The following is a 20,478-nucleotide window of genomic DNA, read 5'->3' on the forward strand; positions in this document are numbered from 1 at the left end:
ATTAGAACTCGGTGCGCAGGGTGAACTGAACCGTGCGCGGCGAGCCGATGTAGTAGGTCGGCGCGCTGGCCGCCGAACCCGTCAGGGCCACGGCGTTGGTGCGCGAGCTGATCGAGCCGAAGTAGGTCTCGTTGAACAGGTTGTTCACGTTCAGCTGGGCGTAGGTCTTCTTGGCGAAGGGCAGGTCGTACGACAGCGACATGTCCCACACGGTGTAGTGCGGGGCGACTTCGTCGTTCACGTCCGTCGAGTAGCGGTTGCCGGTGTACTTGCCCTGGACGCCCATGTGCAGCGCCTCGGTGATGTCCCAGTCGACGCGGCCGCCGAAGGTGTACTTCGGGGTCTCGACCACTTGCTTGCCCGACAGCGGCAGGAGGGCGCCGGCGGCGTTGAGCACCAGGTCGTCCTGGATCTCGCTGTTGTTGTACGAGAACGAGCCGGTGACCGTCAGGTATTCCGCGACGGCCCAGGCCGCTTGCGTGTCGAAGCCCCAGGCCTTCACGTCACCGACGTTGCGGTCGATGCTGATGTTCAGGTCCGGATCGAAGGCTTGCACGATGCGGTTCTTGTAGTCGGTCTTCCACAGCGCGGCGGTGGCCATGACGGTCGGCGCCGAGTAGCGGTAGCCCAGGTCGTAGGTCTTGGTCGTTTCCGGACGGGTGTCGGCCGGGGTGCCGACGCCGTTTTCCAGCGTGGCGGTGTAGAGGTTGTCGGTACGCGGCGAGGAGAAGCCCTCGGCGTAGCTGACGTACACGGTGTGACCGCCGCCGATGTCATAGGTCGCGCCGGCGTTCGGCAGGACCTTGTCGTACTTCACAGTGGCCGACCACGGCTTGATGTAGCGCAGGTTGGCGGCCGTGCCGGTGGCGAACTGCACGGTGCCGTCGGTGTTGGTGACGACCGGCGCCTGGGTGGTGCAGCTGACGGTGAAGCCCGAGATGACGGTCGTCAGGTTCGTGGCGTTCTGCGTGTAGCAGTACTGGTTCAGCTCGCGCTTGAAGAAGGGCGCGCGCACGCCGAGGTTCACGGTCAGGCGGCTGTCCATGAACTTGCCGCGGTATTCGGCGGCGACCTGGTTCAGCTGGGCGATCGAGAAGCGGTCGCGAGCGCGCAGATAGCTGCCGTCCGAGGTGTAGATCTTGGCGCCGTGGCCGTCCTTGCCGCCGAACACGTTGGTCGTGTTGCCTTCGGCGTCGAGGGCCGTGTACTCGCCGGTCTGACGGTGGCGGCCGTAGTCGCCGGTGTAGGCGACGCGGATGCGGTTGTCGTCGTTCAGGTCCCAGATCAGCGAGCTGGTGACCGTGTAGCGGCGGGTGTTGGTGACGCTGGGCGCGAAGAACGCGACGGTGTCGAGCGTGTCGCCGTCGCCGTTCAGGTCCTTGGCGGCGCCGTTCGAACCGCGGACGCGGCCGTCGGTTTCAGCCACGGTGGCCAGCTGCGAGCCGCCGTCGGCCAGGGTGTACTGGAACGACGGGTCGATCGTCAGGCGCAGGTTGTCGGTCAGGTGGAACAGGGCCGAGCCGCGGACGCTGCCGGTGTTCGACGGGTTGACCTGGCGGCCGTAGTAGTCCGAGCAGTTGCCCGGGATGGCCGGGGCGGTCTCGGTGATGGTGCGGGTGCCCGCGTTGATCACGCGGTTGGTGCAGGTGGCGGTGTAGTCGAGGTTCTTGCCGAAGGCGTTGAACTCGGCCAGCGTCAGCTGACGGATGTTGTTGTTGCGGTTCTCATTGTAGTTCACCGCGAGGCTGACGAAGTCGCCGCGATCGCCGATGTCCTGGATGATGCGGGCGTTGACCTGCTTCTTCTCGAGCGAGCCCGGGCCCTTCCACTTGTCGTACTTCTGGTACGAGCCGGCCACGAAGGCGCGGGTGCCGATCGGACCGAAGTCGCCGGTTTCCAGCATCAGGAAGGCGCGGCGATAGTTGTCGTCGCCGATCGAGGCGTCGGCGATGCCGCCGAACTCATGCGCCGGCTTGCGGGTGATGTAGTTGATGGTGCCGCCGGTGGCCGAAGCGGTCGGGCTGTCGACGTCGGTCGTGCCCAGGTTGACGCTGGCGCGGTCGATCAGTTCGGGGTCCAGCTGCTGGTTCGGATAGACGGCGTAGTTGCCGGTGTCGTTCAGCGGCACGCCGTCGAAGGTGACCGAGACGCGGGCGCCGTCGAAGCCGCGCAGGCGCAGGTTGCCGCCCGACGAACCGTAGGGGTCGTTGTTGGTGAAGCTGACGCCCGGCAGCAGGTTCAGCGACTGGAACACGTTCTGGCCGGTGGACTGGGTCGCCAGGAAAGCGTTGTCGACCGAGGCGCGCGACTTCGGCAGCGTCTCGACGATCTGGCCGGCGACGGCGCGCTGGCCGGCGGCGGTCACGACCACGCTGTCGACTTCGTTGGCTTGCGAGCCGGTCGACTGGGCGAAGGCGGCGGTGGCGCTGAGCAGGCAGCCGACCAGAGCGGTCGACGCCAGACAGGCGAGCTTTTTCGTCATCATCTTGATCTATCCCCTCGTTCAAGTCGCAGCGGGGTGCATGAAGCCCGCCGGACCACTCATTAAGAGGCTCTTTAGCGACGTATTTAGAAGGTTTGGTGACGGAAAGGCCACGATCGCGGATAAACACGCTTCGGGGGCCCCGCTTGCGGAAGATTTAGTCAGCGTCCTCTTACTTATGCGGGAGAAATCGGCGTGGCCCTTGATGAAACAGCGCGGGCGACTCGAGCGCGAATCGAAAGGCTGACCCTGATCTTGATCGGGGTCCTGACGATTCTGAGGGTCGTGGCGCTGTTCGTCACACCCCTGGAGTTGTACCCGGACGAAGCCCAGTACTGGCTGTGGTCCCGCCACCTCGATTTCGGCTATTTCTCCAAGCCTCCGGTCATCGCCTGGCTGATCTGGGCGACCACGGGAATCGGCGGCGACGCCGAGGCCTGGCTGCGCATCGGTTCGCCCCTGCTCAACGCCGCCACGGCCCTGATCATCGCCCGCATCGCCACGCGGCTGTACGGCGACGAACGGGGCGGGACCTGGGTCGGCGCGGCCGCCGCGGCGATCTTCATCCTGATGCCGGGGGTCCAGCTGTCGTCGGTGCTGATCACCACCGACACCCCGCTGCTGTTCTTCCTGGCCTTGATGATCTGGGCCTGCGTCAGCTTGCCGCACGCCTCGCCCCGCGTCCGCATCTGGGTCGCCGCCGGCATGGGCGCGGCGCTGGGCATGGCGTTCCTGAGCAAGTACGCGGCGATCTACGCCCTGGCCAGCCTGGCCGTGCACCTGTTCCTCTCGCGCGAGGCCCGTCGCGCCTGGACCCCGGCCATGGCGGTCGCCTTCTTCACGGCCCTGCTGGTGGTCTTCGCCCCCAACATGATCTGGAACTACCAGCACCACTTCTCGACGCTGGAGCACACCGCCGCCAACGCCAACTGGAAGTCGGGCAAGCTGTTCAACCCGATGGAGCTGATCCAGTTCGTCGGCTCGCAGTTCGGGGTGTTCGGGCCCGTGCCGTTCGCCGTGCTGGGCGGCGGCGCCCTGCTGCTGGCGGTCCGCAAGCGGCTGGCCGCCGCCGACATCACCCTGCTGTGCTTCGCCCTGCCGCCGCTGGCGACGGTGGCGGCCCAGGCCTTCGTCTCGCGCGCCAACGCCAACTGGGCGGCCGCGGCCTATGTCGCCGGCTCGGTGCTGGTCGCCGCCTGGCTGCTGCGCTGGGACGCCCGCCGCTGGCTGATCGGCGGCCTAGTCCTGCAGGGCGTGCTGGCCGTCCTGTTCCTGACCTGGGTGATCGCTCCGCGCACGGCCGACGCCATGGGCATGGGCAACGCCTTCAAGCGGGCCCGCGGCTGGGACCAGACGGTGCAGGCGATCATCGACCGCTCGCGCGAGGAGCAGGCCCTGCACGGCGGCCTGACCGCCGTCGCCCTGGACGACCGCTTCCTCTACAACGTGGCCGCCTATTACGGCCGCGACTATTTCGGCACGCCGGCCGCCCCGCCGCTGAAGATGTGGGTGCACGAGATCGCCCCCCGCAACCAGGCCGAGGCCGAGGCCCCGCTGGACGCCGGGCTGGGCCGCCGGGTGCTGATCGCCAGCCTGGAAGGCACCTATCGCGGCAAGATCCAGCAGGACTTCGCGACGACGTCCGACCTGCAGATCGTCCGCGTGCGCCTGGACAGGAAGCGCTCGCGCCGCACCGACCTGTTCATCGCCCAGGACTTCCGGCCCGTGCCGCGCGACCCGGTGACGGGGCTGCCGCCGGATACGCCGTGGAAGGATCCGGGGAAATAGACGATGACTCCCTCCCCCTTGTGGGGAGGGTGGCCCCGAAGGGGTCGGGTGGGGTTTGATGAGCCAGCCTTTCGGCGCTGGAGGCCCCACCCACCAGCTTCGCTGGTCCCCCCTCCCCACAAGGGGGAGGGAGACGGTCGCCCTAGAGGGCGACCTCGAACGCCGCCTCGGTCTTGGCCTTCACTTCATCCACCGTCACGTCCGGCGCCAGCTCGATCAGCCGCACCGGCGTCTTGCCGCGATTGATCTCGAAGACGCCCAGCTCGGTGATCAGCAGGTCGACCACGCCCGCCCCGGTCAGGGGCAGCGAGCAGCGGTGCAGCAGCTTGGGCGCGCCGGACTTCTCGCAGTGGTCCATGACCACCACCACCCGCTTGACGCCGGCCACCAGGTCCATGGCCCCGCCCATGCCCTTGACCATCTTGCCGGGCACCATCCAGTTGGCCAGGTCGCCGTTCTCGCTGACCTGCATGCCGCCCAGGATCGACAGGGCGATGTGGCCGCCGCGGATCATCGCGAAGCTGTCGGCCGACGAGAAGTACGAGCTGGAGTCCAGCTCGGTGATCGTCTGCTTGCCGGCGTTGATCAGGTCGGCGTCCTCCTCGCCCTCGTAGGGGAAGGGGCCCATGCCCAGCATGCCGTTCTCGCTCTGCAGCGTCACCGACATGCCCTCGGGGATGTAGTTGGCCACCAGGGTCGGGATGCCGATGCCCAGGTTCACGTAGAAGCCGTCCCGCAGCTCCTTGGCCGCCCGTTCGGCCATCTGGTCGCGCGTCCAGGCCATTACACCGACTCCTTCGGACGGGTGGTCACGCGCTCGATGCGCTTCTCGAACTTGGCGCCCTTGATCAGGCGGTCGACATAGATGCCGGGCGTGTGGATGTTGTCCTTGTCCAGCGCCCCGATCTCGACGACCTCCTCGACCTCGACGACGGTGGCCTTGCCGGCCGTGGCCATCATCGGATTGAAGTTCCGCGCCGTCTTCCGATAGACGAGGTTGCCCTCGGCGTCGGCCTTCCAGGCCTTGACGATGGCGAGGTCGGCGACGAGGCCGCGCTCCATCACGTACATCTCGCCGTCGAACTCGCGCGTCTCCTTGCCCTCGGCCACCAGGGTGCCGTAGCCGGTGCGCGTGAAGAAGGCCGGGATGCCCGCCCCGCCGGCGCGGATGCGTTCGGCCAGGGTGCCCTGCGGATTGAACTCCAGTTCCAGCTCGCCGCTGAGGTAGAGCTGTTCGAACAGCTTGTTCTCACCCACATAGGACGAGACCATCTTCTTGATCTGGCGGTTCTCCAGCAGGATCCCCAGGCCGAAGCCGTCGACGCCGCAATTGTTGGAGATGACCGTGAGGTCCTTCGTCCCCGCCTCGCGGATCGCCGCGATCAGGTTCTCGGGAATGCCGCACAGGCCGAAGCCGCCGGCCATGATGGTCATGCCATCGAATAAAAGACCCGCCAGCGCTTCGGCGGCTGTGGACTTCACCTTGTCGACCATGGTTCCTCCCGGAGCGACGTTCGCCGATTGCTCTGGACCGGCGGGCGGAGAAATTCAACTCTTGATGAATAAAATTTCGATGCGTGGAGTGAAGGCGTGACGGATCAGGCTAACCCTGGGGAAGCTATCATCGGCGGCGTGACGCCCGCCACCTCGGGCGTGCTTTTGACCCTGGCGCATCCGGCGCTTGAACGGTCTCGCGCCAACCGCGCCCTGGCCAAGGCGGCCAAGGGGCTGGACGGGGTCACGTTCCACGACCTGTACGAGACCTATCCGGACTTCGCGATCGACATCGAGGCCGAGCAGGAGAAGCTGTTGAACCACGACGTGATCGCCGTGCAGTTCCCGCTCTACTGGTACTCGACGCCGGCCCTCCTGAAGGAGTGGTTCGACCTGGTCTGGCTGCACGGCTTCGCCTACGGCCTGGAGGGCAACGCCCTGGCCGGCAAGCGCCTGTTCGCCGCCTGCACCACCGGCGGGGCGGCCAAGGCCTATCACGCCCACGGCTACAACCGCTTCACCCTGGACGAATATCTTCGCCCCCTGGAGCAGACCGCCTATCTGTGCGGCATGGTCTGGGAGACGCCCTTCGTGGTGCACGGCGCGGCGGTCAAGGACGACGAGGAGCTGAAGGCCGAGGCCCAACGCTACCGCGCCCGCATCGCCTCGCTGCTGACCGTCCCCGCCGACGCCGAACTGGGGGCCTGAGCCATGCCGTTCCTGCTGCAAGCCCTGGTCTATCTGGGCGCCGCCGTCATCTCCGTCCCGATCGCCAAGCGCCTGGGCCTGGGCTCGGTGCTGGGCTACCTGATCGCCGGTGTTGTGATCGGGCCGTTCGCCCTGTCGCTGGTCGGCGAGCAGACCGACGTGCGGACCTTCGCCGAGTTCGGCGTGGTGATCCTGCTGTTCCTGATCGGGCTGGAGGTCCAGCCCTCCACCCTGTGGGACATGCGCAAGGCGATCTTCGGCTTCGGCGGCGCCCAGGTGGTGGGCACCTCGGTCGCCATCGCCGGCGTCTCGATGCTGCTGGGCCTGCCCTGGCAGACGGCCCTGGCCGTGGGGATGGTGCTGGCCATGTCGTCCACCGCCATCGTGCTGCAGACCCTGGACGAGAAGGGTCTGAGGCAAGGCCCGGTCGGGCGCGCGGCCTTCGGCATCCTGCTGCTGCAGGACCTGGCGGTGATCCCGATGTTCGCCCTGTTGCCCACCCTGGCGACCATCGCCCCGCCGGTCCACGCCGAGGCGGCCGGCGGGCATGGCGGCGCCAGCCTGATCGCCCACCTGCCGCCGTGGGCCCAGGGCCTGTCGGTGCTGGTGGCCGTCGGCGCCGTGGTCGGCGGCGGCCGCTACCTGGTGCGGCCGATCTTCCGCTTCATCGCCGAGGCCCGCCTGCGCGAGATCTTCACCGCCGCGGCCCTGCTGATCGTGGTGGGCGTGGCCAGCATCATGCAGATGGTCGGCCTCTCCCCCGCCCTCGGCGCGTTCCTGGCCGGGGTCGTCCTGGCCGAGAGTGAGTTCCGCCGCGAGCTGGAGACCGACATCGAGCCGTTCCGCGGCCTGCTGCTGGGCCTGTTCTTCATCACCGTCGGGGCGGGCATCGACCTGAGGCTGGTGGCCAGCCAGCCCCTGACCCTGATCGGCCTGGTGCTGGGCCTGATGGTCCTGAAGTTCGCGGTGATGTTCGGCCTGGCCCGGCTGTTCGGGGCCCCTGCCCGGGGCGCGGCGGCCGTCGCCACCGCCCTGGCCCAGGGCGGGGAGTTCGCCTTCGTGCTGCTGACCTTCACGGTCGGGGCCGGCGTGATCGGCGCGACCCTGGCGGCCCTGCTGACCGCCGCCGTCGCCGTCTCCATGGCCCTGACCCCGGTGGCGATGATCCTCTACGAGCGCATCGCCCAGATGTTCGACGCGGCGATCCCCAAGGTGACGCCCGACACCGGGGCCTTCGACGACAGCGAGCCCGACATCATCATCGCCGGCTTCGGCCGCTTCGGCCAGATCACCGGCCGCCTGCTGACCGCCAACGGCTTCCGCTCCACCGTGCTGGACAGCGACATCGAGCAGATCGACCTGCTGCGCCGCTTCGGCCGCCGCGTGCACTACGGCGACGCCACGCGGATGGACCTGCTGCGCGCCGCCGGGATCGAGCGGGCCCGGATGCTGATCGTCGCCCTGGACGACCGCGAGAAGACCGTCGAGCTGGTCGAAACCGCCCGCAAGGCCTTCCCCGACCTGGTGATCCTGGCCCGGGCCTGGGACCGCCGCCACGCCTACGACCTCTTGGCCAACGGCGCCGACGCGGTCGAGCGCGAGACCTTCGAGGCGGCCCTGGCCCTGGGGACCACGGCCCTGCAGAAGCTGGGCTACCGCGCCCACCGGGCCCACCGCGCCGCCGGCATCTTCCGCCGCCACGACCGCAAGTCGTTCGAGGACCTGCGTCCCGTCTGGGGCCAGGAGGAGGCCTACATCCTGGCCTCGCGCGACGCCGCCCAGACCATGGACAAGCTCCTGACCGCCGACCTGGCGCGCCTGCGCCCCGGCGACGGCGCGGGGGCCTGGGACACCGCCAGCCTCGACGAGGAGCTGAAGGAACGCGCCGAACGCGAAGCCGCCCGGCGCGAAGAGGCGAAATAGAGTCGGGAACCGGACTCTGTCGCGGGGGCTTCCCCTTTCCGGAGGAAGCCAGGCGATGCGGTACTATTTCCAGCTCAGCGACGGCCACGTCCTGACCGACGAGGAGGGCGAGGTGTTCGACGACCTCGACGCCGCCAAGGTCGAGGCCGCGCGGATCGCCGGCGAGTGGCTGCGCGACAACGCCGACGAGTTCGCCCAGGACGGCGCCCTGCTGGTCGAAGTGCTGGACGAGCGCCGGGCCGTGCTGGCCACCGTCGCCGTCGAAGCCGACGCCCCGACGGGCACGATGCACTAGCCCCGGCCGGGGACATGCCCTTGGGCGTGTCCCCAACGTTCGCTGGGCTTGGATGGGGACACGCCCAAGGGCATGTCCCCGGCCGTGATCCCTACAGCAGCCAGTCGCCGACCACGTGGTGCTGCGGGTCCAGATAGCCGCCCTGGGTCAGGCCGGCGATCGTCCAGTTGTCGAGAATCACCGTGCCCATGCCCACGGCGGTGATCTGCACCGCGTCGACATGGTGGTCGCCGTTGGTGTCGACGTCCTTGAAGCTGGGCTTCAGCAGCTGGTCGATCAGGCCGTTGAGCACGGTCTGGGCCCGCGACGGTCCGCCGAAGTCGAACAGATCGCCCAGCTGTTCGCGCAGCGGGGTGACGATGCGGTCCTGGCCGGGGTTGAAGTCGGTGATGTGGTCGGTCCCCGACAGCAGGCCGAAGACGAAGTCGTCGGCGCCGGCCCCGCCGGTCAGGATGTCGTTGCCCAGGCCCCCTTCCAGGGTGTCGCGGCCCGTCCCGCCGTCCAGCCGGTCGTTGCCCAGACCGCCGATCAGGTGGTCCGACCCGCCGGCGCCGTTGATCACGTCGTTGAGCAGGCCGCCGGTGTAGGTGGTGTCCTTCTCGCCGGTGTCGGTGAAGCTGTTGGCCTTCAGCAGATTGCCCGACAGGGTGCGGTTGTCGCCCGCCTCGCCCACCGTGATCGAGACGGTGATCGGGGCGGTGAAGCCGCCGTGGCCGTCCGAGGCGGTGTAGGAGAAGCTGTCGACCACCGAATGGCCGGCGGCCAGCTGGTCGAAGCTGTCGGCGTCGGCCACGTAGCGGACCTGGCCGTTCTCGATGCTGATCGAGGCGCCCAGGGCCGACTTGGCGCCCGACAGGGCCGCGATGGCCAGGGCGTCCAGGTCGACGTCGTGGTCGTTGGCCAGCACGTTGACCAGGATCGAGGCGTCCTCGGCCACCGAGGCCGCGTCGGCCGCGCCGACCGGCGCGTCGTTGACGGCGTCGACGCCCAGCTGGACCGTCACCACGCCCGACACGCCGCCATAGGCGTCGTGCGCCGTGTAGGTGAAGGCGTCGGCCCCGTTGTAGTCGGCGTTGGCCGTGTAGATGAACGAGCCGTCGGCGTTCAGCACCAGCGTGCCATAGGTCGGGCCCTGGCCCAACACCGCCGTCAGGGCGTCGCCGTTCAGGTCGCTGTCGTTGGCCAGCACGCCGTGCGCCGCGTCCACCGTCAGGACCGTGTCCTCCGAGACCGTGAACACGGCGTCCAGCGTCGCCACGGGGGCGGTGTTGATGAACAGCTGGGACAGGATCGCGTCGTGGTCGGTGGGCTGGTCGATCGCCGCCTGGCCGGTGTTGAGGTGGACGTTGTCGAACACCGCCCCGTCCTTCAGGCTCTGCGAGACCAGCAGGTTGTCGATCTGCTGGGCGTTGCCCTCGAAGATGTACGAATAGCGCTCCTCGGGCGTCAGGGTGCGGGCCAGGTTGTACAGCGCGCCGTCGGCCTCCAGCAGGGTCAGGCTCTGCTCATAATAATAGGCGTTGAAGTCGCCCATCACCGCGATGTGGGCGTCCGGGTTCGCGGCCAGCAGGCCGGCGACATAGTCGTGGACGGCCGTGCTCTGATCGGCGCGGCGGTCGTCGCCGCTGTTGGCGGCCGGCTGGTTGGCGCCGAACAGCGGGTCGCTGCCGCCGCGCGAATAGTTGTGCACGTCGATGGCGGTGATCGTCTCGCCCCGGAACACGAAGTCGGCGGCCAGCGGATTGCGGCTGTTGTTGAAGGCGTTGGCGGGGCCGGTGGTGTCGGTGACCAGCCGGGCCGAGCCCTCCACATACGTCACGCGGTCGGCCAGATAGAGGAAGGCGTTGCGGATGTTGCCGTTGCTCTCGCCGCCGGTGGTGTTGTTGGCGGTCGGGGCGATCTCGATCCAGCTGTAGTGCGGGCCGCCCGCCGCCTCGATGGCCGCCACCAGCTTGTTCAGGGTGTCGGCCCCGCTGTAGTTCGTACCGTTGCCGGTGCCGTCGGCGTCCTGGATCTCCTCGACGCCCAGGATGTCGGGCGCGCCCAGGTTATGGGCGATGTCGGCCGCCAGGGCCGCGAACTTGGCGTCGGAGTCCTGGGGCGAGATGTTTTCGAGGTTGTAGGCCCCGATCGTCAGGTGGCTGTCGTCGCCGGCCAGGGTGGTGACCTCCAGCGGCACGGCGCCGCCGCTGGTGGTGGTCTCCACCGACGTGGCGATCACCTCGTACTCGCCGCCGAAATAGCTGACCACGCCGGTGACGTCGCCCAGGTGGTCGCCCAGCACATAGGCCGAGTTGAAGCCCGGGTTCACGCCGCTGTCGGCGTAGACCAGGATCCGCTCGGGATTGTTGTCGCCGTCCGACAGGGTGACCCCGCCGCGGCTGTTCAGGCCCGTGGCGTTCGCGCCGTCGTCGGCCACCACCCAGGTCTGGCCCTGGTAGGTCGCGCCCGTCGACTGGGCGTTGTGGATCGTCACGACCATGCCCTCGACCGACTCGTAGAAGTCGATCCCGTCCGTCGCCGGATCGAAGGTGGAAAGGTGGTCGTCGTCGATCACCGTGGTCGGGATGGCGCGGCCGCCGGCGCCCAGCACCGTGGCGGCCACCGTGCCCGTGCCGATCACGCTGATCGTCGGAGCGGTGATCTCGGTGATCGTCAGGTTGGTGGCGACGCCGCCGTTATATTCATCGACCGTGCCCGTCACCTTGACCAGGTCGCCGACGTGCACCGTCGGGATGGCGTTGGTGAACACGAAGACGGCGTCCGAGGTGGCGTCGTCGCCGTCGCCGTTCGGGTCCTGGATCCAGAAGCCGCGCGAGCCGGTGGTGTCGATGGCCGTCACCACGCCCTGGGTCGAGACGGTCTGGCCGTCATAGGCCGAGATGTGGCCCGCGCCCTGGATGTCGTAGATGGCCACCGGGGCGAAGTCGTCGTTGACGATCGCGCCCTGGCCCACGCCGTCGACGATGGCGGCCGCGCCGCTGGCCACCACCAGGTTGGAGAGGTTGACGCTGAAGGCCTCGTTCGGCTCGGGCGTGGCGTCGCCGTGGACGATCACCGAGATCGTCTGGCTGGCCGGGCCGCCGGCCGTGAAGGTCAGGGTCCCGTGGGTCTCGTTATAGTCCGAACCGTTCTGGGCCGAGCCGTCGGCGGTGGCGAAGTCCACGGTGAAGGCGCCGGTGGTGTTGGTGCGGGTGACGGTGAAGGTCATCACCTGGTCGCCGCTGTCGCCCTCGGTCAGGGTGACGTCGCTGATCGAGACGTTGGCGCTGGGCACGCCGCCGTCGGTGACCGTGAAGCCGGTCTTGTAGGCCACCGGATTGCCGTCATCGAGCGACCAGTTGGCCGCATTGGCGATGGCCGACAGGATCTCGGCCTTGGTCCCGGTGGTGGTCCCCACATAGGCGCCGTTGTCCAGCGAGAAGGCCAGGGCGGTGCTGCCCGCCGCCAGGCCGGTCGGGATCGCCGAGGTGTTAGAGTTGGTGGCGTCGCCGGCGTAGGTGGCGTTGCCGTCGGCGAAGTCCAGGGCGAACAGCGGCGTCGCGCTGGCGGCCGAGCCCTGATAGGCGATGATCTGGTCGCCCGAGGTGGACGGATTGAACGAGCCGGTCAGGCCCGTGACCGTGATCACCGTGCCCGCCGCCGCGCCGCCCGCCGGCGCGGTGTAGGTGAAGACACCCTCGCCGCTCCGGAAACCGCCCGCCGCGAACCAGCCGTTGTCGGTGAAGCTGATCACGGTGCCGGCGTCGATCGCCTGCAGCAGCACGAACGAAAACGACTTGCCGGCGGTGTCGGCGCTGTAGCCGATCAGGGCGAGATCGCCCACGGTCAGGGTGGTCATGCGTTTCCTCCGAAGGGGGGTCTTGTTCTAGGTGATCGCCGCGGGTCGGGAGTGGATGGACGGGCCGAGTGTTCTAGGCGCTTTCAGCACGGCCGCGATCTTCGACCAGCCTATGGACGCTCGATGACAGGACGATGTCGAAGTTTTCAGCATTCCGCAATCGAGAGCTTGCGGCTCAGCTTTCGGAAATCCGGATTTCCGATCTGAATATAAAGTCGTGGCGAATCATTATTTACATGCTCAGCACACCTCTCCCGGATAGACTTCCGTATTCGACCTTAAAAAGGACCTCGCCGGGTCCACGGATATTTCGAATATCCTCGATACGCCAACCTCGGGGACGACTGACGGCGCCCCTCGCAATGCCTGGGGCGGGCGGCGAAGATTGCGGCCGGAAGCGCGCGATGTCCGATCGGAAAGAAAAACTTACTTACTTGATCGGAAACCAGACGCCGGAGCGCGCTCCGCGCCGCCGCCCGATTGCTGGGCGCCGTCTTGAACCCTCTCCAGAGGGAGAGGGAGGGGCCCGCGCCGCGGGCGTGGGAGGGTGAGGGGTTACATCCTGTCGGGTTTGGCTGCCGCCGCATTGCCGGCGCGCCGTCGGACGTCGTAACCCCCCACCCTGCCCTCTCCCTCTGGGAGAGGGTTCCAATGGGCGACTTACGCTCGGCGGATAGCGGATGAAGTTCAGCGTTTTCAACGCCCTGGATTTTTTCGACCAAACTTATCCTCCCCCTTCCAGACGCCCGTATCCTTTACCCACCTCGACGCGGGAAAGGGCGCATGGCCAGCGACCGATGCGGCGGCGGGGGGCGATCGAGCGGGAAGCTCCTTCGGCGGTCCGAAAGGATCAAACCCCATCCATCTGGTGCCGGCTGGGCTCGGAACACGGATACAGCGTTGGATGGGGGCCGGTTGAGCAGCAGGCGGGCGGTGAGACGCTCGCGGTCCGGGACCGGGTGTCGTTGACCTAGCCCGCCCGTCGGAGGCTTCAAGGCGGCGAGGTTCGAACAGAGCTCAGCGCCGCCGCGCTTCCGGACAACGACCGCGCGGAGCGATCGGGCTTCGTCGAAACGGTATTCTCTAATTTCTTCCGGACGATGTCCGGCGCTCCGCGTCCCTTTCCATCAGCTCACAGCCGGATTGGCGTGGGATCACACTCCCTTGCCCCCAACCTGGCGGCTTCGCCGCCTGTCCGCCCCCGTAGGGGGCGGAGCCTTCGCACCCGCGCTCTTCCCCCTCCGGGGGAAGACGACCGCGAAGCGGTCCGTAGGGGGCAAGCAGTCGCCGCTCTCGACTCAGAAAGAAGGCCCCCCACCGCACGATGTTCTCCGCCGCACACCCGTCGTTAAGCCGCTCCCGCTAAGCTCCGCGCCCATGAACGACCGTCCTTCCTCCGCCGGGGTCACGCCCGAACAGCTGGCCACCCTCAGCCACGAGTTCCGCACGCCGCTGAACGGCGTGCTGGGCATGGCGCGGCTGCTGGAGGGCACGCGGCTGACCGCCGAGCAGAAGGCCTATGTCGGCGCCCTGCGCGAGAGCGGCGACCACCTGCTGTCACTGGTCAACGACGTGCTGGACTTCGCCCGCCTGGGCGCCACGGCCATCGAGCTGCACGCCGCCCCGGTCGATGTCGAGAACCTGCTGCGCCAGGTGGCCGAGCTGCTGAGCCCGCGCGCCCACGAAAAGGCCATCGAGATCGCCTGGGCCGCCGCGCCCGGCCTGCCCGCGATCCTGGCCGACGAGGGCCGACTGCGGCAGGTGCTGCTGAACTACGCCGGCAACGCCATCAAGTTCACCGAGACCGGCGGGGTGCTGCTGAGCGCCGAGCTGGTTTCCGACGGTCGCATCCGCTTCAACGTCCGCGACACCGGCCCGGGCGTCGCGCCCGAGGCCCGCGCCGCGATCTTCGAGGCCTTCGTCCAGACCGATCCCTCGCACCAGGCCCAGCTGGGCGGGGCGGGCCTGGGCCTGGCCATCGTCGCCCGCCTGGCCGGCGCCATGCACGGCGAGGCCGGGGTCGGCGGCGAGCTGGGCCAGGGCGCCGACTTCTGGTTCGAGGCGCCGTTCGAGTTCGCCCCGACCGAACCCACCGACCTTCCCCTGACTGGCCGCGTCGTGGCCGTCGCCTCGCCCAACCCCATGGTCCGCGAAGCCGCCCTGCGCCAGGTCCGCGCCAGCGGCGGCCAGGCCCTGGCCGGCGAGACCGTCGCCGCGGCCCTGAAGGGCGCGCCCGCCGACGCGGTGCTGCTGCTCGACGCGGCGCTGTCGGGCCCGCGCGGCGCGCTGAAGGCCCCGGCCGGCCGCGCCTGCGTCGCCCTGCTGACCCCCGACCAGCGCGACCGCATCCCCAAGCTCAAGGCCTCGGGCCTGGGCTATCTGATCAAGCCGCTGCGCCGCGCCTCGCTGATCGCCCAGGTGCTGGCGGCCCGCCCTGTGGCCAAGGCCGCGCCCGTCGAGGCCGCGCCGCTGGCCCCCGCCCACGAGGACGACCGCATCGCCCCGGCCGCCGCCCCCGGCGTCCGCGTGCTGCTGGCCGAGGACAATCCGATCAACGCCCTCTTGGCCCGCGCCCTGCTGGAACGCGAAGGCTGCAAGGTCGACCGCATCGCCAGCGGCGACGAGGCCGTCTCGGCCCTGTCGCGCGGCTTCTACGACCTGATCCTGATGGACCTGCGCATGCCGGGCCTGAACGGCATCGAGGCCACCAAGGCCCTGCGCGAACGCGGCGTGACCACGCCCATCGTCGCCCTGACCGCCGACGCCTTCGACGAGGACCGCCGCGCCTGCCTGGCGGCGGGCATGAACGACTTCCTGGCCAAGCCCCTGACCTCGCCGGCCCTGCGCGGCGTGCTCACCAATTGGGCCCGCCTTGGACAGAGTGGGCTCGGCTGGACGAAAGCGGCGACACGCGCCAAGGTCGCCGGCTAATGGCGGGGCGGCTTCCCCGCTTCGGGGACCGCCACGCATGACCGACGACGCCAAGGCCGCAGCGCCGCAGAAGAAGACCCTTCTCCAGACCCTGGCCTTCTTCGGCGAACGCCGCAGCCTGGTGATGCTGGGCCTGGGCTTCGCCTCGGGCCTGCCCTTCATGCTGATCTTCGACACCCTGTCGCTGTGGCTGCGCGACGCGGGGCTGTCGCTGGCGGTGATCGGCTTCTTCAGCCTGGCCACCCTGAGCTTCTCGTTCAAGTTCCTGTGGGCCCCGCTGATCGACCGCACCAGGGTGCCGATCCTGCACGGCCTGGTCGGCCATCGCCGCGCGTGGATGCTGGTCTGCCAGGCGGTGATCATCCTGGGCCTGCTGGGCATCTCCGGAACCAACCCGGCCGCGAACCTGCCGCTGATGGCCGCCATCGCCGTGATCGTCGGCTTCGCCACCGCCACCCAGGACATCGTCATCGACGCCTGGCGGATCGAGGTGGTCGACACCGACCGCCAGGGCCAGATGGCCGTGGCCGTGCAGTGGGGCTATCGCGGGGCGATGATCATGGCCGGCGCCGTGCCCCTGATCCTGGCCGAGCGCTTCGGCTGGAACATCTCGTACCTGGCCATGGCCGGGGCGATGCTGGTGGGCGTGATCTCGACCCTGCTGGCCCCGCGGGAAGAGGCCCACGCCATCCGGCCGATCCACACCGACGGCGTCAACCAGCCCAAGGCGCTGGAGATCATCGAATGGCTGGCGCGCCTGGCCATCCTGGTGGCCGGCGCCCTGCTGGTGGGGTCGGGCCTGTCGGGCGACGCCAGCCTGCTGTCCAAGGTCGTCGGCGGCGACGCCCTGGCCGAGGCCTGGAAGAACAAGCAGAACGGCGTCTTCCTGCAGCTGCCCGGCGTCGCGCTCGGCCTGGCGGTCATCGCCGTCGCCGCCTGGCCGGTCCCCGGGATCAAGACCAAGCCCGGCGTCTATCTGTCGACGGCGCTCTATTCGCCCCTGAAGGAGTTCCTGACCCGCTTCTCGGGCGTGGCCGGCCTGATCCTGGCGGCGATCTGCGTCTACCGGGTCTCGGACTTCGTGCTGAACATCATGAACCCGTTCTACCGCGACATGGGCTTCACCCTCACCGAGATCGCCGAGATCCGGAAGGTGTTCGGCATCATCGCCTCGATGGCGGGGGTGTTCCTGGGCGGGGTGGTCGTGGCGCGCTTCGGCCTGATGCGGGCCCTGATCATCGGGGCCTTCGCCCAGCCGATCAGCAACCTGATGTTCGCCCTGCTGGCCATGAGCGGCCACGACACCCGCATGCTGTTCGCCTCGATCTGCATCGACAACATCGCCGGCGGGGTCGCTGGCACCGCCCTGATCGCCTACATGTCCAGCCTGACCACGGCGGGGTTCACGGCCACCCAGTACGCGCTGTTCTCGTCGCTCTACGCCTTGCCCGGCAAGCTGATCGCCTCGCAATCGGGCCGGATCGTCGAGGCTTCGGCCGTGGCGGCCGAGCACGGCGGGCCGATCGGCGCCCTGAAGGGCCTGTTCACCCGCCTGCCGCCCGAGAGCTTCACCGCCGCCGGCGCCAAGCTGGGGGTCGGCCCCGCGGCCATGGCGGCGGGCTACACCGCCTTCTTCATCTACACCGCCCTGATCGGCCTGGTGGCCATCGCCCTGTCGTTCGCGGTCGCGGTCCGCCAGCCGGCCCACATGGCGGCCAAGGCGGCGGCGGAGGGCTGATGTGCGGCCGGGGACATGCCCTTGGGCGTGTCCCCAAGTCCTCGTGCGGCGCGAGCTGATGGGGACACGCCCAAGGGCATGTCCCCAACCTCAGGCCTCGCTCTTGAGGCACACCACCTGGGCCACGCGCAGGTCGCGGCGCAGGCCGTCGGCGACGCGGCCGTAGTTCTCGGTGGTGATCGACTCGCCCAGGGCGAAGCTGGCCGGACGGCGGCGGCTCTGCTTGAGCAGGTCCTCCACCGTCTCCTGGGCGGTCGTGTAGATGCGGCCCCGGCGCGGCGATTCCGCCACCGTGACGCCGATCACCCGGCCGGCGCTGTCCAGGGCCGGCGCGCCCGACAGGCCCGACAGCGTGCCCTTCAGATTGTCGGTGCGGCCGACCTCGGCCCAGACCAGGACCGGCTCGATGCGGGCCCCACGCCCCCGGATGACCAGGTTCTCGCGGCCCAGCAGGCGCGAGGTCACCTCGCCCGGATGGCCTTGCGGGAAGCCCGGGTGATAGGCCCGCTCGCCCCGGCGGGGCGGCTCGGCCGCGGCGCGCAGCGGCACGGCGGGCGCCCCGCCCTCGGTGGTCAGGATGGCCGCGTCGCCGGACGGGTCCAGGGTGATGCGGGCGGCCACGCCCCGGCCGTCGGCCACGACGATCGCCGCCTCGCGGCAGCCGTCCACCACGTGGCGGGCGGTCAGCCAGGAGCCGCCGTCGTCGACCGAGAAGGCCGTGCCGCTGCCGGGCTGGCCCTTCTCGGGCACCTGGACGACCACCGACGGATCGAACGGCGAGGCCGGCCCCAGCGGCAGGCCCACGTCGCCGGGCACCGGCGGCGGCGGCGGCGGGGCGTCGGAACGCTCCTGCCGGCCGATCGCGACGACCAGCAGGGCGCTGACCACCGCCCCGTAGATCAACCAGTCCGGAAGTTTAGGGAAATGCACTGGACCTGCCCCGGCCTTTCCCGCCTCAGCCCGCGACCGCGGCGGCGAGGATCAGGGCGGTGGCCAGCTTGGCCCCGACCAGCAGGGCGGCGGCGGCCACCTCGCCCTCGTTGATCCGCTCGGGCAGGCCCTTGAGCAGCATGTCGGTGATCCGGAAGACCAGCAGCTGGACCACGATGGTCGAGACGCCCCACAGCACGATCTCCAGCGGCGACACCGAGGCCGACAGCGAGGTGGCCAGCGGGATGGCCAGGCCCACCATCACCCCGCCCAGCGACAGGGCGGCGGCGGCGTTGCCCTCGCGGATCAGCTTGATCTCCTTGTGCGGGGTCAGGAGGCAGTAGAGCGCCGTCCCCACCACCAGCATCGCCAGGGTGATGGCGGCGTGCATCAGGGTCAGCGGCAGACCGCTGGCGAAGGCCTGGATCTCGGGCGACTGGAGCTGAGGCGGCATGAAACAGGAACCCCCGGAACTGAAGACGGCATTGCTAGCAGGGATCAAAGGTCCTGCGAAGCCGGGGACATGCCCTTGCGGCGTGTCCCCATCGACATCCACCGAGCCAGGACTTGAGGACACGCCGCAAGGACATGTCCCCAATCGGAGACGTTACTGGACGAACCTCGTCACCGACCAGCCGTAGGCGCGGATCCGCCAGGCGCCGTCCTCCAGCACCTGGGTGAACGACCAGCCGCCGTCCTCGTCGAACGGCTTGCCGTCGCGCACGCCGGTCCAGCGGGTGGGCAGGGAGAAATAGACCGTGTCGCCGGTGCGGCCGAAGTCCTGGGGCGGGCCGAACGTGTGGCGCAGGTCGCCGATCGCGCCCACGTGGCGGGTCATCAGCTCGCGCCAATGGGCCAGGCCCGCCTGGCCGGTGAAGACATGCGGCGGGAAGTTCTCGAGGATGACCACATCGCCGGCCGAGAACACGCCTTCCAGCATGCTCGTGTCGGCCGTTTCCAGGAACCGCGCCAGCGCCTTCGGGCCGACCATCATGGCGGCGTCCGGCGCGGCGGGCTCCGTCGCCATCAGGCGGCCGCCTCGTCCTCGTCTTCGTCCAGCACGCCGGCCATGGCCGCCATCGACAGCTTGCGCATGGCCGAGGCGCGGACCTTCTCGCTCTCGCTCTTCAGCTGGCCGCAGGCGGCCAGGATGTCGCGGCCGCGCGGCGTACGGATCGGCGAGGAATAGCCGGCTCGGTTCAGGATCGCCGCGAAGGTCTCGATCGCCGCCCAGTCCGAGCACTGATAGTCGGTGCCGGGCCAGGGGTTGAACGGGATCAGGTTGACCTTGGCCGGGATGCCCTTGATCAGCTTGACCAGGGCCCGGGCCTCGTCGGGGCTGTCGTTGACGCCCTTCAGCATCACGTATTCGAACGTCACCCGGCGCGCGTTGCTCAGGCCCGGATAGGCGCGGATGCCGGCCATCAGCTGGTTCAGCGGGTACTTCTTGTTCAGCGGCACCAACACGTCGCGCAGGGCGTCGTTGGTGGCGTGCAGGCTGATGGCAAGCATGGCCTGGGTCTTCTCGCCCAGGGCCTCCAGCTGCGGGACCACGCCGGAGGTCGAGACGGTGATCCGGCGACGCGAGATGGCGATGCCCTCGTTGTCGCTGATGATCTCGATGGCGTCGGCCACCTGGCCCATGTTGTAGAGCGGCTCGCCCATGCCCATGAACACGATGTTGCTCAGCAGGCGGTCGTCCTTGTCGGACGGCCATTCGCCGAGGTCGTCCTTGGCGATCTGCACCTGGGCGACGATCTCGGCGGCGGTCAGGTTGCGGACCAGGGCCTGGGTGCCGGTGTGGCAGAAGCTGCAGTTGAGGGTGCAGCCGACCTGGCTGGAGACGCACAGGGCGCCGACGCGGCCGACCGACGGGATGTAGACGGTCTCGACCTCGATGCCCGGAGCCATGCGGATCAGCCACTTGCGGGTGCCGTCCTTGCTGACCTGGCGCTCGACCACCTCGGGCCGGGCGATCGTGAAGCTGTCGGCCAGGCGGGCGCGGGTTTCCTTGGCCACGTCGCTCATCTGGGCGAAGTCGGTGATCCCGCGGTGATGCACCCAGCGGAATATCTGGGTGGCGCGCATCTTGGCCTTGCCGTGCTCGACCACGCCGCTCTCGGTCAGGGCGGCGACCATCTGCGGCCGGGTCAGGCCCGACAGGTTGATCAGGGGCTTGGGCGCATCAGCTTGAGGAGCCATGCGCGACAGGTCGAGGGTGACGCTCAAGGGGAGGTCCGGGGACAAGGGATTTTCAGGATCGAGGCGGGGATATAGCAGTTCCCGACGCTTTTTCCAAAAGGACGGGGCGTCGCGGCCCCGATGTCTTGACGCTCGCGGGCAAGCCG

14 protein-coding genes are annotated in these 20,478 nt (G+C 69.1%); 6 read left to right on the forward strand and 8 right to left on the reverse strand.

Going from position 1 to position 20,478, the window contains the following annotated elements; genetic code table 11:
• Nucleotide 1: 1 nt before the first annotated feature.
• Entirely contained in the window at nucleotides 2-2,485 is a 2,484-nt protein-coding gene (locus BR39_RS0106825) for a TonB-dependent receptor (protein WP_029909048.1), read from the reverse strand.
• Nucleotides 2,486-2,677: 192 nt separating this feature from the next.
• On the opposite strand from BR39_RS0106825, the gene BR39_RS0106830 reads away from it, so the two are divergent.
• Complete coding sequence (locus tag BR39_RS0106830; RefSeq protein WP_029909050.1) at nucleotides 2,678-4,270, forward strand: glycosyltransferase family 39 protein; 1,593 nt, start codon at nucleotides 2,678-2,680, stop codon at nucleotides 4,268-4,270.
• A gap of 142 nt (nucleotides 4,271-4,412) precedes the next feature.
• Here BR39_RS0106830 and BR39_RS0106835 read toward each other — a convergent pair whose 3' ends face one another.
• Together BR39_RS0106835 and BR39_RS0106840 are read right to left on the reverse strand one after the other, a co-directional pair.
• A complete protein-coding gene (locus BR39_RS0106835; RefSeq protein WP_029909052.1) occupies nucleotides 4,413-5,054 on the reverse strand; it encodes a 3-oxoacid CoA-transferase subunit B in 642 nt (213 codons plus the stop codon).
• Nucleotides 5,054-5,764 carry a CoA transferase subunit A gene (locus tag BR39_RS0106840; RefSeq protein ID WP_029909054.1) on the reverse strand — a complete coding sequence of 237 codons (711 nt, stop codon included), beginning with the start codon at nucleotides 5,762-5,764 and terminating at the stop codon, nucleotides 5,054-5,056. Before BR39_RS0106840 ends, BR39_RS0106835 begins: the two co-directional genes overlap by 1 nt.
• Nucleotides 5,765-5,860: 96 nt before the next feature.
• Between BR39_RS0106840 and BR39_RS0106845 the strand changes: the two genes are divergently transcribed.
• From BR39_RS0106845 to BR39_RS0106855, 3 genes are read left to right on the forward strand one after another with little or no spacing between them, the layout of a single operon-like run.
• Complete coding sequence (locus BR39_RS0106845) at nucleotides 5,861-6,472, forward strand: NAD(P)H-dependent oxidoreductase (protein ID WP_029909056.1); 612 nt, start codon at nucleotides 5,861-5,863, stop codon at nucleotides 6,470-6,472.
• Nucleotides 6,473-6,475: 3 nt separating this feature from the next.
• Nucleotides 6,476-8,395, forward strand: coding sequence for a monovalent cation:proton antiporter-2 (CPA2) family protein (locus tag BR39_RS0106850; protein ID WP_029909058.1), 1,920 nt, complete (start codon nucleotides 6,476-6,478; stop codon nucleotides 8,393-8,395).
• Between the two features lie 55 nt (nucleotides 8,396-8,450).
• The gene (locus BR39_RS0106855; protein ID WP_029909060.1) at nucleotides 8,451-8,690 is read left to right on the forward strand and encodes a hypothetical protein; all 240 of its coding nucleotides are present in this window, start codon (nucleotides 8,451-8,453) and stop codon (nucleotides 8,688-8,690) included.
• 91 nt (nucleotides 8,691-8,781) lie between these two features.
• Here BR39_RS0106855 and BR39_RS25685 read toward each other — a convergent pair whose 3' ends face one another.
• Complete coding sequence (locus tag BR39_RS25685; RefSeq protein ID WP_051695239.1) at nucleotides 8,782-12,531, reverse strand: Ig-like domain-containing protein; 3,750 nt, start codon at nucleotides 12,529-12,531, stop codon at nucleotides 8,782-8,784.
• 1,377 nt (nucleotides 12,532-13,908) lie between these two features.
• Between BR39_RS25685 and BR39_RS0106870 the strand changes: the two genes are divergently transcribed.
• Together BR39_RS0106870 and BR39_RS0106875 are read left to right on the forward strand one after the other, a co-directional pair.
• A complete protein-coding gene (locus tag BR39_RS0106870) occupies nucleotides 13,909-15,462 on the forward strand; it encodes a response regulator (protein ID WP_029909064.1) in 1,554 nt (517 codons plus the stop codon).
• Between the two features lie 37 nt (nucleotides 15,463-15,499).
• Nucleotides 15,500-17,200, forward strand: a complete 1,701-nt coding sequence (locus tag BR39_RS0106875; protein ID WP_029909066.1) for an MFS transporter — start codon at nucleotides 15,500-15,502, stop codon at nucleotides 17,198-17,200.
• A gap of 90 nt (nucleotides 17,201-17,290) precedes the next feature.
• Here the strand turns inward: BR39_RS0106875 and BR39_RS0106880 are convergent, their stop codons facing one another.
• From BR39_RS0106880 to rlmN, 4 genes are all read right to left on the reverse strand, one after another.
• The gene (locus BR39_RS0106880) at nucleotides 17,291-18,130 is read right to left on the reverse strand and encodes a serine protease (protein WP_029909068.1); all 840 of its coding nucleotides are present in this window, start codon (nucleotides 18,128-18,130) and stop codon (nucleotides 17,291-17,293) included.
• Nucleotides 18,131-18,155: 25 nt separating this feature from the next.
• Nucleotides 18,156-18,584: a DUF350 domain-containing protein gene (locus BR39_RS0106885; RefSeq protein WP_029909070.1), complete on the reverse strand. Its 429-nt coding sequence runs from the start codon at nucleotides 18,582-18,584 to the stop codon at nucleotides 18,156-18,158.
• Nucleotides 18,585-18,737: 153 nt separating this feature from the next.
• Nucleotides 18,738-19,157 carry a hypothetical protein gene (locus tag BR39_RS0106890; protein WP_029909071.1) on the reverse strand — a complete coding sequence of 140 codons (420 nt, stop codon included), beginning with the start codon at nucleotides 19,155-19,157 and terminating at the stop codon, nucleotides 18,738-18,740.
• Nucleotides 19,157-20,359: a 23S rRNA (adenine(2503)-C(2))-methyltransferase RlmN gene (gene rlmN / locus BR39_RS0106895; RefSeq protein WP_029909072.1), complete on the reverse strand. Its 1,203-nt coding sequence runs from the start codon at nucleotides 20,357-20,359 to the stop codon at nucleotides 19,157-19,159. The genes BR39_RS0106890 and rlmN overlap by 1 nt, the downstream gene beginning before the upstream one ends.
• Nucleotides 20,360-20,478: the final 119 nt, after the last annotated feature.

The sequence above is a fragment of the Caulobacter sp. UNC358MFTsu5.1 genome, from assembly GCF_000712075.1.
Classification (GTDB): Bacteria; Pseudomonadota; Alphaproteobacteria; order Caulobacterales; family Caulobacteraceae; genus Caulobacter.

Coding starts and splice junctions, on each gene's coding strand:
- BR39_RS0106825 (WP_029909048.1), bottom strand. CDS start 2,485: ATGATGACGAAAAAGCTCGCCTGTCTGGCGTCGACCGCTCTGGTCGGC.
- BR39_RS0106835 (WP_029909052.1), bottom strand. CDS start 5,054: ATGGCCTGGACGCGCGACCAGATGGCCGAACGGGCGGCCAAGGAGCTG.
- BR39_RS0106840 (WP_029909054.1), bottom strand. CDS start 5,764: ATGGTCGACAAGGTGAAGTCCACAGCCGCCGAAGCGCTGGCGGGTCTT.
- BR39_RS0106850 (WP_029909058.1), top strand. CDS start 6,476: ATGCCGTTCCTGCTGCAAGCCCTGGTCTATCTGGGCGCCGCCGTCATC.
- BR39_RS0106855 (WP_029909060.1), top strand. CDS start 8,451: ATGCGGTACTATTTCCAGCTCAGCGACGGCCACGTCCTGACCGACGAG.
- BR39_RS25685 (WP_051695239.1), bottom strand. CDS start 12,531: ATGACCACCCTGACCGTGGGCGATCTCGCCCTGATCGGCTACAGCGCC.
- BR39_RS0106870 (WP_029909064.1), top strand. CDS start 13,909: ATGAACGACCGTCCTTCCTCCGCCGGGGTCACGCCCGAACAGCTGGCC.
- BR39_RS0106875 (WP_029909066.1), top strand. CDS start 15,500: ATGACCGACGACGCCAAGGCCGCAGCGCCGCAGAAGAAGACCCTTCTC.
- BR39_RS0106885 (WP_029909070.1), bottom strand. CDS start 18,584: ATGCCGCCTCAGCTCCAGTCGCCCGAGATCCAGGCCTTCGCCAGCGGT.
- BR39_RS0106890 (WP_029909071.1), bottom strand. CDS start 19,157: ATGGCGACGGAGCCCGCCGCGCCGGACGCCGCCATGATGGTCGGCCCG.